The organism is Streptomyces sp. NPDC111656 (assembly GCF_055656965.1).
Map to the genome: position 1 here is coordinate 52,377 of NZ_JBVKCA010000021.1, position 13,409 is coordinate 65,785.

Annotated in this window: 13 protein-coding genes; 9 read left to right on the forward strand and 4 right to left on the reverse strand. The window is 71.2% G+C overall.

Translation table 11 applies throughout. The features are described from left to right. Positions 1-120 precede the first annotated feature (120 nt). Positions 121-1,269: an SAM-dependent methyltransferase gene (locus ACZ7M3_RS41990; RefSeq protein WP_472070807.1), complete on the forward strand. Its 1,149-nt coding sequence runs from the start codon at positions 121-123 to the stop codon at positions 1,267-1,269. On the opposite strand, the gene ACZ7M3_RS41995 is transcribed toward ACZ7M3_RS41990, so the two are convergent. Further along, positions 1,234-2,385 (reverse strand): NADH-quinone oxidoreductase subunit D, encoded by a 1,152-nt coding sequence (locus ACZ7M3_RS41995; protein ID WP_095853300.1) that lies wholly within the window; start codon positions 2,383-2,385, stop codon positions 1,234-1,236. The two genes, ACZ7M3_RS41990 and ACZ7M3_RS41995, sit on opposite strands and share 36 nt — an antisense overlap. Positions 2,386-2,416: 31 nt before the next feature. Between ACZ7M3_RS41995 and ACZ7M3_RS42000 the strand changes: the two genes are divergently transcribed. After that, positions 2,417-2,932: a PH domain-containing protein gene (locus tag ACZ7M3_RS42000; protein WP_472070809.1), complete on the forward strand. Its 516-nt coding sequence runs from the start codon at positions 2,417-2,419 to the stop codon at positions 2,930-2,932. Next, positions 2,929-4,263, forward strand: coding sequence for a PH domain-containing protein (locus ACZ7M3_RS42005; protein ID WP_472070811.1), 1,335 nt, complete (start codon positions 2,929-2,931; stop codon positions 4,261-4,263). The genes ACZ7M3_RS42000 and ACZ7M3_RS42005 overlap by 4 nt, the downstream gene beginning before the upstream one ends. A 70-nt stretch (positions 4,264-4,333) precedes the next feature. Here ACZ7M3_RS42005 and ACZ7M3_RS42010 read toward each other — a convergent pair whose 3' ends face one another. After that, positions 4,334-5,803 (reverse strand): coiled-coil domain-containing protein, encoded by a 1,470-nt coding sequence (locus ACZ7M3_RS42010; protein ID WP_472070813.1) that lies wholly within the window; start codon positions 5,801-5,803, stop codon positions 4,334-4,336. Between the two features lie 257 nt (positions 5,804-6,060). Further along, on the reverse strand, positions 6,061-7,191 hold the full coding sequence (locus ACZ7M3_RS42015) for an alpha/beta hydrolase (RefSeq protein WP_472070815.1): 1,131 nt from the start codon (positions 7,189-7,191) through the stop codon (positions 6,061-6,063). Between the two features lie 223 nt (positions 7,192-7,414). Here ACZ7M3_RS42015 and ACZ7M3_RS42020 point away from each other — a divergent pair, with 223 nt between their 5' ends. The 6 genes from ACZ7M3_RS42020 (at position 7,415) to ACZ7M3_RS42045 (ending at position 12,633) form a co-directional block, all read left to right on the forward strand. Next, entirely contained in the window at positions 7,415-9,220 is a 1,806-nt protein-coding gene (locus tag ACZ7M3_RS42020; protein WP_472070817.1) for a phosphatidylglycerol lysyltransferase domain-containing protein, read from the forward strand. 257 nt (positions 9,221-9,477) lie between these two features. Next, the gene (gene folP, locus ACZ7M3_RS42025) at positions 9,478-10,338 is read left to right on the forward strand and encodes a dihydropteroate synthase (RefSeq protein ID WP_351310076.1); all 861 of its coding nucleotides are present in this window, start codon (positions 9,478-9,480) and stop codon (positions 10,336-10,338) included. Then, on the forward strand, positions 10,335-10,829 hold the full coding sequence (locus ACZ7M3_RS42030; protein WP_351310078.1) for a nuclear transport factor 2 family protein: 495 nt from the start codon (positions 10,335-10,337) through the stop codon (positions 10,827-10,829). The genes folP and ACZ7M3_RS42030 overlap by 4 nt, the downstream gene beginning before the upstream one ends. 291 nt (positions 10,830-11,120) lie before the next feature. Beyond that, complete coding sequence (gene folB, locus ACZ7M3_RS42035; protein ID WP_054237484.1) at positions 11,121-11,480, forward strand: dihydroneopterin aldolase; 360 nt, start codon at positions 11,121-11,123, stop codon at positions 11,478-11,480. After that, positions 11,477-12,088, forward strand: coding sequence for a 2-amino-4-hydroxy-6-hydroxymethyldihydropteridine diphosphokinase (gene folK, locus ACZ7M3_RS42040; protein WP_452974021.1), 612 nt, complete (start codon positions 11,477-11,479; stop codon positions 12,086-12,088). Before folB ends, folK begins: the two co-directional genes overlap by 4 nt. A 56-nt stretch (positions 12,089-12,144) precedes the next feature. Beyond that, a complete protein-coding gene (locus tag ACZ7M3_RS42045; RefSeq protein WP_054237482.1) occupies positions 12,145-12,633 on the forward strand; it encodes a DUF3180 domain-containing protein in 489 nt (162 codons plus the stop codon). 36 nt (positions 12,634-12,669) lie between these two features. Here ACZ7M3_RS42045 and folE read toward each other — a convergent pair whose 3' ends face one another. Continuing rightward, positions 12,670-13,275, reverse strand: coding sequence for a GTP cyclohydrolase I FolE (gene folE, locus ACZ7M3_RS42050; RefSeq protein WP_472070820.1), 606 nt, complete (start codon positions 13,273-13,275; stop codon positions 12,670-12,672). Positions 13,276-13,409 lie beyond the last annotated feature (134 nt).

Below are 13,409 nucleotides of genomic sequence, written 5' to 3' on the forward strand. Positions count from 1 at the left end.
GCAGTGTGCAGGGGTCAACCGGAGGGTCGATCCGCAAGGGGCGCTCGTACTCCCCAAGGTGGATGCTCCCCCGCCCGAGACGGCTAGGGCCTGTCGTGAAGGGGGGCCTAGCCTGGTTCGGTGAGGCGTGTGGGAACGGGTGAGTGGCGAGGTTGGCGCGAGGCGACGGAGGAGGCCCTGTACGGGCCCTCCGGCTTCTATCGCGGGCCCGAGGGGCCGGCCGGCCACTTCCGTACGTCGGTGCACGCGTCCCCGCTGTTCGCCGCGGCCGTGGCCCGGCTGCTGTGCCGGGTCGACGAGGCCCTCGGCCGCCCTGCCGAGCTCGCCTTCGTCGACATGGCGGCGGGCCGCGGTGAGCTGGTGACCGGTGTCCTCGCCGCGCTCCCCGCCGAAGTGGCCTCCCGCGCGCGCGGGTACGCCGTCGAACGCGCCGACCGCCCCGCTGTTCTCGATCACCGGATCGAGTGGCTCAGCCGTCCCCCGAAGGGGATCACCGGGCTGCTGTTCGCCAACGAGTGGCTGGACAACGTGCCGGTGGAGGTGGCGGAGGTGGACGCGGCGGGCGTACCCCGGGTGGTTCTCGTACGGGACGACGACGGGGCCGAGCGCCTGGGTGAGCCCGTGGGCGGGGCGGAGGCGGAGTGGCTGCGGAGGTGGTGGCCACTGGCCTCCGAAGAGGTGCCTTTCCCAGGGGCGCCCTCCGAAGAGATGTTTTCCGATGACGTGCCCTCCGAGGGGATGCCCTTCGAGGGGGCCCGCGCCGAGATCGGTCTCCCTAGAGACACCGCTTGGGCCGATGCGGTCGCCTCCCTGGACCGGGGCCTCGCCGTCGCCGTCGACTACGCGCACTTCGCCGCCGCGCGACCGCCTTTCGGGACACTCACCGGCTTCCGCGAGGGCAGGGAGACGGCGCCCGTGCCGGACGGTTCGTGCGACATCACGGCGCATGTGGCGCTGGACGCGTGCGCGCTGCCCGGAGGGCGCGTGGCGACCCAGCGGGCGGCCCTGCGCGCGCTCGGCGTGAGCGGCGCCCGGCCCGCGCTCTCACTCGCCGCCACGGACCCCACCGCCTACGTACGCGCTCTGGCGGGCGCGGGGGAAGCCGCCGAGCTCACCGCGACCGGCGGCCTGGGCGACTTCGGCTGGCTGCTCCAGCCGGTGGGAATTCCGAACCCAATGATCGCCGGCCTCCTCGCCGACGATCCACCGGCCGACGGCCTCCTCGCCGACGGCCTACTTGTCGATGTCCCCGACCACGAAGAACAGTGACCCCAGGATCGCCACCATGTCCGCGACCAGCGTCCCGGGCAGCAGCTCCACCAGCGCCTGGATGTTGTTGAACGAGGCCGAGCGCAGCTTCAGCCGGTACGGGGTCTTCTCGCCCTTGCTGACCAGGTAGTAGCCGTTGATCCCGAGGGGGTTCTCGGTCCAGGCGTAGGTGTGTCCCTCGGGCGCCTTCAGGACCTTCGGGAGGCGCTGGTTGATCGGCCCGGGCGGAAGGTCCGCGAGCCGGTCGAGACAGGCGTCCGCGAGGTCGAGCGCGTTGTGGGTCTGCCCCAGGAGGCACTCGAAGCGGGCCAGACAGTCACCCTCCTGGCGGGTGACGACCTTCAGGGTGTCCTGGAGCTCCCCGTAGGCGAGGTACGGCTCGTCCCGGCGCAGGTCGAAGTCGACGCCCGAAGCGCGCGCGATCGGCCCGCTCACTCCGTAGGCGTGCACGGTCTCCGGCGTGAGAGCGCCCACACCCCGCGTACGCCCCCGGAAGATCTCGTTGCCGAGCACCAGGTCGTCGTACACGCCCATCCGCGAGCGCAGGGCCGTGACGGCGCCGCGCGCGCGGGTGGTCCAGCCGGCCGGGAGGTCCTCCTTGAGACCGCCGACGCGGTTGAACATGTAGTGCATGCGCCCGCCGGAGATCTCCTCCATGACGTGCTGGAGCTCCTCGCGCTCCGTGAAGGCGTAGAAGATCGGGGTGATCCCGCCCAGCTCCAGGGGGTACGAGCCCAGGAACATCAAGTGGTTCAGGACCCGGTTGAGCTCCGCGAGGAGGGTCCGCATCCACACCGCGCGCTCGGGGACCTCCATGCCGAGCATCCGCTCCACGGCGAGGACCACGCCCAGCTCGTTCGAGAAGGCGGAGAGCCAGTCGTGGCGGTTGGCGAGCATGATGATCTGGCGGTAGTCGCGCGCCTCGAAGAGCTTCTCCGCGCCACGGTGCATATAGCCGATCACCGGCTCCGCGTGCTGGATCCGCTCACCGTCCAGGACCAGCTTCAGCCGCAGCACCCCGTGCGTGGACGGGTGCTGGGGCCCGATGTTGAGCACCATGTCGGTGCTCTCCGCGGCGCCGCCGATACCGACCATGGTCTCCGTCGTAGGAGTCATGGGGACAGTCTGTCGTACGTACCCTTGCGGCATGGATACGGGGAGCGCGGAGACCGCGGGAAACACCGTGGGAAGCACGGCGGCGGAGCCGGTCTGGACCGGGCTGCCGCCGGGACTGCTGCGGATGCGCCGGCTGCTGCTGGTGGTGTGGCTAGGACTGCTGACGATCACCCTGGGGGTGCTTCTCGCGGTGTTCGCGGGCGCCGTCTGGGCGGCCTTCGCGCTGCTGCCGTTCACCCTGCTCGTGTGGGGCTGGGGGATGCTGGGGCGCAACTGGCGCTCCTGGCGATACGCCGAGCGCGCGGACGACCTGCTGATCAGCCGGGGTGTGCTGTTCCGCGAGGAGACCGTGGTGCCGTACGGGCGGATGCAGCTGGTCGAGGTGACCTCCGGACCCGTGGAGCGGCACTTCGGGCTGGCGAGCGTGCAGCTGCACACGGCGGCCGCCGCGACGGACGCGTGCATCCCGGGCCTGGACCCGACCGAGGCCGAGCGGCTGCGCGACCGGCTGACCGAGCTGGGCGAAGCCCGATCGGCGGGGCTGTGAACGCGCCGGCGCCCGGCGCGGAGGACGCCATACGGGAGCAGAAGCCGCTGGTGGAGCGGCGGCTGCACCCGGTGACACCGTTCCGGCGCGCCTGGGCGCCGGTCGCGGTGGTCGCCGGTTGGGCCGTGCACGACCCCAACCAGGCACAGGAGCAGCTGACCAGGCTGACGACGACCGCGCTGCTCATCGGGCTCGCCGTCATCGTCCCGGCGGCGGCCCTGTACGGCTTTCTGAGCTGGTGGTTCACGCACTTCGCGGTGACCGAGACCGAACTGCGCATCCGTACAGGCCTGTTGTTCCGGCGCACCGCGCACATCCGGCTCGACCGGCTGCAGGCCGTCGACGTCACCCAGCCGCTGCTGGCCCGCGTCGCGGGCGTCACCAAGCTCAAACTCGACGTCATAGGAACGGACAAGAAGGACGAACTAGCCTATCTCGGCGAGGACGAGGCCCGCGCACTGCGCGCCGAACTCCTCGCCCGCGCCGCCGGTTTCGCCCCCGAGACGGCTCACGAGGTCGGCGAGGCGCCGGTACGACAGCTGCTGCACGTGCCGGCGGGCTTCCTCGCCGTCTCCCTCGTCCTCACCGGCGCCACCTGGGGTTCCCTGGCCGCCGCGCTCGTCGTGCCCCCGTTCCTGTGGTTCGCCACCCACAGTGTGTGGACGGTCCTCGCCACCGGGGTGCCGCTGCTCGGCGCCGCGGGCGCGAGCAGCGTGGGGCGGTTCGTCGGCGAGTACGACTGGACGGTGGGCGAGTCGCCGGACGGGCTCCGCATCGACCACGGCCTCCTCGACCGTACGCACGAGACGGTGCCGCCCGGACGCGTGCAGACCGTACGGATCGTCGAACCGCTGCTGTGGCGGCGACGCGGCTGGGTGCGGGTGGAACTCGACGTGGCGGGGTCCTCGAACTCCGTCCTCGTGCCCGTCGCTCCGCGCGAGGCCGCCGAGTCGGTGATCGCGAGGGTGCTGCCCGGGGTGACGGTGCCGTCCGCCCTGTCCCGGCCGCCGCGCCGGGCCTGGTGGTGCGTGCCGCTGTGGTGGCGGGGGTACGGGCTCGCCGTCACCGACACCGTCTTCGCGGCGCGTCACGGGCTGCTGCGCCGCCGCCTGTCGCTCGTGCCGCACGCGAAGGTGCAGAGCGTACGGCTGACGCAAGGGCCCTGGGAGCGCTTCAGGGGCGTCGCCGACGTCCATGTGGACACGGGGGCCAACCGCACGGTGACGGCGCGGCTGCGGGACGCCGCGGAGGCCGCGGAGCTTCTTCAGGCGCAGGCCGACCGGTCCCGGACGGGGCGGCGCGAGGCCCGGCCGGACCGCTGGATGGCGTAAGACGACGAGAGGGCAGTGGCCCGAGCCACTGCCCTCGTCCGCTTGGGCCACGTACCCACGTACGGGCGCCTCAGGAAGCCGCGGTCCGCAGCTCCGTCAGGTCGATGTGCTCGGTCTCGTCGTGCGCGGTCAGGTCGATGACCTGGCCGACACCGCGAGACCCCTCGTCGACGGGCTTGAAACCGGACTCGGCCTCGGCCTTGTGCAGGGCGAGCGCCTCCTGTCCGACCACGTCCGCGAGGTCCTCGTTCTGCATGGCGTCCATGGCTGCCGAGGACGCCCCCTTCTGCGTACCGAAGAAGTCGAACCCGCCCTCGACCGAGGGGCGCCGCACGGGCGCGGCCGGGGCGACGGCCACCGCGGTCGGCACGGTGAAGTGCCCGGAGGCACGGGCGGGCTTCGTCGGCTTCACGGGGTGGGCCGCCGGAGCGGCCGGCTCCGCCGGGGCGGACACCGCGCGTGCGGCGGGGACGGGCAGCGCCGCTGTCCTGGCGTCGGTCAGGGGGCGGTTGCCCTTCGGAGGACCGTCCGTCGGGGGTTCCCCTTTGTCGGACTCTCCTTTGGCGGGCTCGCGCTCGTGGGAACCGGAGGCGGCGGCATCCGCATCGGCCTCGGAATCCGAGGCGGTCGCGGTTTCGACCTCGACCTCGGCTTCGGAATCGGCATCGGCATCGGCATCGGCATCGGTGTCGACTTCGGCTTCGGGCTTCGCATCGTCGTCCGGATCAGTGTCCGGGTCGGTGTCCGGATCGGCGTCCGCGTCGGAGACATCGGTCGCCGCGTCGCCGTGCGTGATCCGGCTCAGCGCGGCGTCGGCGCGCAGGAAGAGCGACGACCCGGCCGGGGAGAAGACCTGGGGAGACGCGGGCGCGTCCGTCGGCTCCTCGGCGGCGTTCTCCGCCTCTGCGGTGGTCACGTCTTCGGCGGTGGGGCCGTCCGCGGCGCCCTCGCCCGCGCCCTCGTTCATGTCCTCGTCCGTGACAGCCACGCCCTCGGGAGCCTCCGGCTCCGCCGAGTCCACGGCGTCCACGGATTCCGCGGACTCCACGGTCTCCGTCGCGGCGGTCAGCGCGCGAGCGGGGGCCACCGTCTCTATCTCGAGCAGCCGGCGACCCTCCAGGGCGCTCGCCCGCTCGGTCTCCGCCGTGGCGTACCGCCGAAGCAGCGCCGCGTGTTCGTTGCGCAGGCCCGCCAGCTCCGCCCGCTTCGCGCGCAGCTTGTGCTCGAGCTTGGTGCGCAGCTCGCGCGACTCGTCGAGGTCGGTCTCGAGCTCGGCGACACGCTCCTCGTGACGCCACTCGTCACTCGCCCGCGCGCGCGTGAGGTCCGCGACGCGCTTGCCCGCCGCCGTGTCCCAGCGGCGCATGACGATGCCGCCCACGACGGCGGTCACCGCGGCGGCCGCGGCCAAGGCGCGGAGCACCGTTGGCTCCGTGAACAGCCAGGGCCCCACGGCGCAGACGAGCGAGACGCCTGCGATCGCCGAAGGAGGCAGCAGCCGGTGCAGAGGTGGGGAATGGCGGTGACGTCCACGTGGCATGGCCAGAAACTTACCGCGCGTAGGCGAATCTTGGAGCCCCGCCCGGTAAAAACACGGCTACCCCAGGGGCTTCACACCGCCTCAGCCGCCTATAAGGGCAACTCCTTGTCCCACAAGGGCTCCCGCTTGCCCCGCAAAGCGGCTACTTGTTGATCAATTCCCTTGAGTGCGCGTGATTCGAGAGATTCGAGGGGCTCCATGAATTCCAGGAGGCTCGGCGCGGATCACGAGGGCCGCCACCTATTCGGGGACGACGGTCAGCGGTCGCTCAGCCGCCCGCTGAGCCACTGAAGCGTCGACGGGATCTCCCGCCGCCACGTGTTGAAGTTGTGGCCGCCGCTGTCGAGGATGATCGACGCGATCCGGGTGCGGTGCTTGGACTGCACGAGGCTGATGAACTTGAGGGTCTCCTTGTAGTTGTGCTCGCCCACCTTGCTGCTGGTGACCAGCAGCGATGTGTCGGGGGCGGGCTTGTGCTGCATGAACCAGCGCAGGTCCGCGCTGTTGCGCAGCTCCTTGTTCCCGTGGAAGAGGTCGCCCGTCGTGGGGTCGATCGGCGCCTTGTAGTACGGCGACAGTCCCGCCGCGGCGGCGTACGCCTCGGGATGGTGCAGGGCCAGCTTCAGCGCGCAGTAGCCGCCCGTGGAGTCACCGACGATGCCCCAGCTTCCGGGCTTTTTGCCCACCCTGTAGTGAGCCGACACGGCATCGGGGAGGTCCTTGGCGAAGAACTCCTCGGTCTGCGGACCACCCGGGATGTCCACGCACTCCGTGTCCCGCGGCGGCGCGACCGTCGGCCTCATCATGACGAGGATCATCGGCTGCATCTGCCCGTTCTTGGACAACTCGTGGGCCGTCTGCGGATAGTGCAGGCCCTTGATGAGCGCCGCGGCGGTGCCCGGGTAGCCGGTGAGGATCGTGACCGCCGGAAAAGTGCGGGTGCGGTAGCGCGACTGGAAGTACTCGGGGGGAAGGTAGACGTACGCGGGCGTGGCGATGTGCGTCGTACGGCCGACGATGTCGACCTTCTGGATCTGGCCGCCGATCGTCGGCCGGGTCCCGCCCGACACGCTCACCGGCTGGGTGCCGACCACTTGGAGAGGCCCGCCGGCGGAGCCGCCTTGGCCACCGTGGTAAACGACCACGCCCTGGCCGCTCTCCTGACCGAAGAGGTCCGCCCAGCTCGCGTAGAACCCGAACGCCTGGTTGGCGAACAGGCCGATCGAAGCGAAGATCGCCACCTGGGTGACCAGAAGCAGTCCGATCCGTCCGCTGACGGCCCGCCAGTGACGCCGCGCCAGCCGCGGCCACCACCACACCGTGCCGACGAACAGCAGCACGGCGAACAGAACCGCCAGCACCAGCACCTTGTTGCTCGTGAGACCCATGAGCTGTCCTGCCTGCGCTTTCCGCCCCTGGCCGCCCTGCTGCTTCGCGAGGCCTTGCCCTGGACTTTCCTTGCCTTTTGAACCGGCTTTCCGCTGGGGAGTGAACCTGACTCCCCAAGACACCGTCCTAGAGGGCGCAATGTCGCCGGATGCCGGAATGGCGCCGGATTCAAGGTCTCTCGCAGAACTACGGGATGCGATGTCTGTCAGGATAGATGGGGAAATGTCGAGCGAGGTTCCAGACCGCACGGGCAGGACGCGACGCATACTCCGTGGTCCGCGCCCAGATGCCGTTCCCGCCCTCGTCGCCAGGGCCTGCACACTCGTAGGGGTCCTGGACATCGCCGCGGGGGTCTTCCCGCGCTTCCGGCGCAGCCGAATGCACGCCATGGCCGAGGTACTGCCCGGCTCGTTCGGCCCCTTCGCCGCCGCGCTGTCGCTCAGCGCGGGCGTACTCCTGCTGCTGCTCGCTCATGGGCTGCGGCGCCGCAAGCGCCGGGCGTGGCGGGCCGCCGTGGTCCTACTGCCGGCGGGTGCCGTCGCCCAGTTCGCGTACCGCCATTCGATCATCGGCGTCGTCATCTCCCTCGCGCTGCTCGCGCCGCTGCTGCGCCACCGGAGCGAGTTCGCCGCTCTGCCCGATCCGCGCAGCCGCTGGCGCGCGCTCGCCAACTTCGTGCTGATGGGCGCCGGTTCCCTCCTCCTCGGACTGGTCATCGTCAGCGCCCACCAGAACCGGATGGTCGGCGACCCGAGCCTGGCCGACCGCATCTCGCACGTCCTGTACGGCCTGGTCGGCTTCGAAGGCCCCGTCGACTACGCCGGATCCACGTCCTGGACGGTCGCCTTCTCGCTCGGCGCGCTCGGCTGGCTGACCGCCGTCACCACGATCTACCTGGCCTTCCGGCCCGAACACCCCGCCGCCCGCCTCACGGAGGACGACGAGACCCGGCTGCGGGCCCTGCTGGACAAGCACGGCAGCCGTGACTCGCTCGGCCACTTCGCGCTCCGCCGCGACAAGGCCGTCGTCTTCTCCCCCAGCGGCAAGGCGGCCGTCACCTACCGCGTCGTCTCCGGCGTGATGCTCGCCAGCGGCGACCCCATCGGCGACGTCGAGGCCTGGCCCGGCGCGATCGAACGCTTCATGGACGAGGCCAAGGCCCACTCCTGGACCCCCGCCGTCATGGGGTGCTCGGAGACGGGCGGCGAGGTGTGGACCCGCGAGACCGGCCTCGACGCCCTCGAACTGGGCGACGAGGCGGTGGTGGACGTCGCGGATTTCTCCCTGTCCGGACGCGCGATGCGCAACGTGCGTCAAATGGTGAAGCGCATCGAACGGGCTGGCTACGAGACCCGGGTGCGGCGCATCCGTGACCTCAGCGAGGGCGAGCTGGAGCGGATACGCCGTGCGGCGGAGGCCTGGCGCGGCACGGACACCGAGCGCGGCTTCTCCATGGCGCTCGGCCGCATCGGCGACCCGTCCGACGGCGACTGCCTGATCGCCACCGCCCACAAGGCGGACGACGCGCTCGGCCCGTACGGCGATCTGAAGGCCGTCCTGCACTTCGTCCCCTGGGGCACGGACGGTGTCTCCCTCGACCTCATGCGCCGCGACCGCTCGGCCGACCCCGGCATGAACGAGCTCCTCATCGTGGCGGCGCTCGAGGCGTCCCCGCGTCTGGACATCAAGCGGATCTCGCTCAACTTCGCGATGTTCCGCTCGGCGCTGGCACGCGGCGAGAAGATCGGCGCGGGGCCGGTGCTGCGGGCCTGGCGTGGCCTGCTCGTCTTCCTCTCGCGCTGGTTCCAGATCGAGTCCCTGTACAAGTTCAACGCGAAGTTCCGCCCCCGCTGGGAGCCCCGCTTCGTCGTCTACCGCTCCTCCCGCGACCTCCCGCGCATCGGCATCGCCGCCATGCAGGCCGAGGGCTTCGTGAACCTGGCCCTCCCGAGCCTGCTGCGCCGCCGCACACCGGCTCCACGCCCGTGCGCCCACGCCGTGGCGGAACGCGGGGTCAGGGCGGCGTAGTCCCCCTGAACAGGCCCGAGCGATACCCCAGCCCTGGGGCCCTCGCTCGGGCCGCGGCCTCTCCTGGGGCCCGATATCAACACTCCCGCCCTTTTCGAGGCGACTACTCACCCGCCCGAGACCCCGCCCCGACGGGGCTGCTTGGCCGGCCGAGTCGGGTGGGTGGGCGGGAAACAGGCCGCGAAGCGGCCAAAAGACCCCCGCCGGAGCGAACCCGCAGACGATTCGGCCCCCCGCCGGAGGCCTAGGCTGGACGTATGAACTCCGAGCGCCGCCGCGGCCACGTCGCGGGACTGCCGACCTGGGACCGCTGCGCGGTCATGGGGGTCGTCAACGTGACCCCCGATTCCTTCTCCGACGGCGGCCGCTGGTTCGACACGACGGCCGCCGTCAAACACGGCCTCCACCTGGTCACCGAGGGCGCCGACCTGGTGGACGTCGGCGGCGAGTCAACCCGCCCCGGCGCGACCCGCGTCGACGAGGCGGAAGAGCTCAAGCGCGTCATCCCGGTCGTCCGCGGCCTCGCCTCGGAGGGCGTCACCGTCTCCGTCGACACCATGCGCGCATCCGTCGCCGAGCAGTCGCTCGCCGCGGGCGCCGCCCTCGTCAACGACGTGAGCGGCGGTCTCGCCGACCCCGCGATGATCCCCGCCGTCGCCGCGGCCGGCGCACCCTTCGTGGTCATGCACTGGCGCGGCTTCCTCGAGGGCGGCAACGTGAGGGGGACGTACGCGGACGTCGTCTCCGAAGTCGTCGACGAGCTGCACGCACGTGTGGAGGCCGTTCTGGCGGGCGGCATCGCCCCCGACCGCATCGTCGTCGACCCGGGCCTCGGCTTCTCCAAGGACTCCGAGCACGACCTGTCGCTGCTCGCCCACCTCGACCGGCTGAGCGAACTCGGCCACCCCCTGCTCGTCGCCGCCTCCCGCAAGCGGTTCCTGGGCCGCGTACTGGCGGGCCCTGAGGGCGCCCCGCCGCCGGCCCGCGAGCGGGACGCCGCCACCGCCGCCGTCTCCGCGCTCGCCGCCCACCAGGGTGCCTGGGCGGTCCGGGTCCACGAGGTACGGGCCACCTCCGACGCCGTACGAGTCGCCCGGGCCGTAGAGGGAGCCCAGTGAGCGCACCCCGCACCGACATCGAGCAGGTCGAACGCGCCAACACAGCCTTCTACGAGGCACTCGAGCAGGGTGACTTCGAAGAACTGTCGTCGCTGTGGCTGGCTCCCCTGGACACCGCCGACGACGACATCGAGGGCGACGGCGCGGTGGTCTCCTGCGTCCACCCCGGCTGGCCGGTCCTCAACGGCCGTGGCGAGGTCCTGCGCTCGTACGCGTTGATCATGGCGAACACGGAGTACATCCAGTTCTTCCTCACGGACGTGCACGTCTCCGTCACGGGCGACACCGCGCTGGTGACCTGCACCGAGAACATCCTCAGCGGCGGCCCCGCCCCCGAGGACAGCGACGAGCTCGGCCCACTCGTCGGCCAGCTGGTCGTCGCCACGAACGTGTTCCGCCGCACGGCCGACGGCTGGAAGCTCTGGTCGCACCACGCCTCACCCGTACTCGCCGAATCGGGCGAGGAGGAGGACGAGGACACCCCCGGCTGAGGACGAGAACACCCCAGCTGAGCCCCTGGACACCCCCGGTCGGGTGGGCGGGCGGTCCACGGGTACCAAGGAGTGGTTGGAATCACGAACCGCTGGGTAGGGGCGGCTACCAACCCGTGAGCCGCCGTGTTCCCCAGGGGAAACGCCCGATGAAGCCTCGTGACCATCATGTGGGCGCGTGTCCCCGTGGGTGAGCGCTGTCAGTGCCCGCAGGTAGATTCGTTTGAGGCCGGTGAGCCGACCGCACTCGGTGGACATCGGCCGCTACCGACGATTGCAGGAGTGATTCGCGTGGATCGTGTCGCGCTGCGCGGCCTCAAGGCCCGCGGGCACCACGGTGTCTTCCAGAAGGAACGCGAGGAAGGCCAGACCTTCATCGTGGACCTGACACTGGGCCTGGACACCCGACCGGCCGCGGCCGAGGACGACCTGTCGAAGACCGTGCACTACGGCATCGTGGCGGAGGAGGTCGTGGCCGTCGTCGAGGGCGAGCCCGTCAACCTCATCGAGACCCTCGCCGAGCGCATCGCCCAGACCTGCCTGAAGCACGACGGGGTCCAGGAAGTCGAGGTCTGCGTGCACAAACCGGACGCGCCGATCACGGTCCCCTTCGACGACGTGACCGTCACGATCACCCGGAGCCGAGTATGACCGCCTACTTCACCGAGGGTCAGAGCGACCCGACCGTACAGCCGGTGCCCGCGTCCGTGGTCGAGCAGGTGGACGCCGCCGACACGACCCTGCAGAACCCGAAACGGGCGGTGCTCTCCCTCGGCTCGAACCTGGGCAACCGCCTGGAGACCCTCCAGGGCGCCATCGACGCCCTGGAGGACACCCCTGGCGTCCGCGTCAAGGCGGTCTCCCCCGTCTACGAGACGGAGCCCTGGGGCGTCGAGCCGGGCAGCCAGCCGACGTACTTCAACGCGGTCGTGGTCCTCAAGACCACCCTCCCGCCCTCCTCGCTCCTGGAGCGGGCACACGCGATCGAGGAGGCCTTCCACCGCGTACGGGACGGGCGCTGGGGCCCGCGCACGATCGACGTGGACATCGTGGCGTACGCCGATGCCGTCTCCGGCGACCCGGTCCTGACCCTCCCTCACCCGCACGCCCACGAACGGGCCTTCGTGCTGGCCCCCTGGCACGACGTGGAGCCCGAGGCCCAGCTGCCCGGCCGCGGCCCCGTGCACCACCTGCTCACCGCCGTCACCCGGGAAGGTGTCTTGCCCCGGCCCGACCTGGAACTCCGGCTGCCCGAGTAGTCGTTAAGGTCAGGACGACCAAGACGGGCTTACAAGAGGGGCAAAGGGACAACAACGTGAAACAGCTGCGCATCAGGACGCTGGCAGCCGTGTTCGTGGTGGCCGGTGTGCTGTCCTGGGCGGGCGCACGCCTGTGGAGCGCGGTGGGGACCCTCCCGCGGGTCCCGCTGGCCGCCCCCATCGTCCTGGCCCTGATCGCCGTCGTCCTGCTGTCCACGGCGCTCTCGCTGCGCGCCCGCCTCAAGGCCCAGCGGGAACGCCGCCCCGGCGCCAAGGGCGTCGACCCCCTGATGGCGGCCCGCGCGGTCGTCTTCGGCCAGGCGAGCGCCCTGGTCGCCGCCCTGGTGTCGGGCATGTACGGCGGTACGGGCGCGTTCCTGCTCGAGTCCCTGGACATCCCCGCCCGTCGCGACCAGGCCATCTACGCCGGTTTCTCGGTCCTCGCCGGCATCGCCGTGATAGCGGCCGCCTTCTTCCTGGAGCGCGTCTGCAAGCTCCCGGAGGACGACGACAACGACCACGGCGGCGCGGCCCCGGTCGCCTGACGGACGGGGCGCGCAGCGGGCGTACGGGCCGGTGCGCTAGCGCGCCATGATCAGGCTCATCGCCTCGTTGCGGGTGGCGGGGTCGCGCAGCTGGCCGCGTACGGCCGAGGTGATGGTCTTAGCGCCGGGCTTGCGTACCCCGCGCATCGACATGCACATGTGCTCGCACTCCACGACGACGATCACCCCGCGCGGCTCCAGGATCGTCATCAGGGAGTCGGCGATCTGCGTGGTGAGCCGTTCCTGCACCTGTGGCCGCCGGGCGTAGACGTCCACGAGCCGGGCCAGCTTCGACAGGCCCGTGATCTTGCCGTCCGTGGACGGGATGTAGCCGACATGGGCCACGCCGACGAACGGCACCAGGTGGTGCTCACAGCTGCTGAGGACCTCGATGTCCTTCACGAGCACCATCTCGTCGTGTCCGAGGTCGAAGGTGGTCGTCAGTACGTCCTCGGGCTTCTGCCACAGCCCCGCGAATATCTCCCTGTACGCCCTGGCGACCCGCCCGGGTGTCTCGCGCAGCCCCTCGCGGTCCGGGTCCTCGCCTACCGCGATGAGAAGCTCTCGCACGGCGTTCTCCGCGCGCTTCTCGTCGAACTCGCCGATCACACCTTCGCCGTCCAGCGTCACGGGGTCGGTCATGTGGTCCTCGTTCCTGTGGATCTTGCGCGTGCTGGTCGACGCGTCCAAAACGTGCGGTCGTGCCAAAATGCCGCGCCCCCCAGGCTAGAACCTGGGGGGCGCGGCATCCATTCCGGGCCTGGTGGGGCCACACC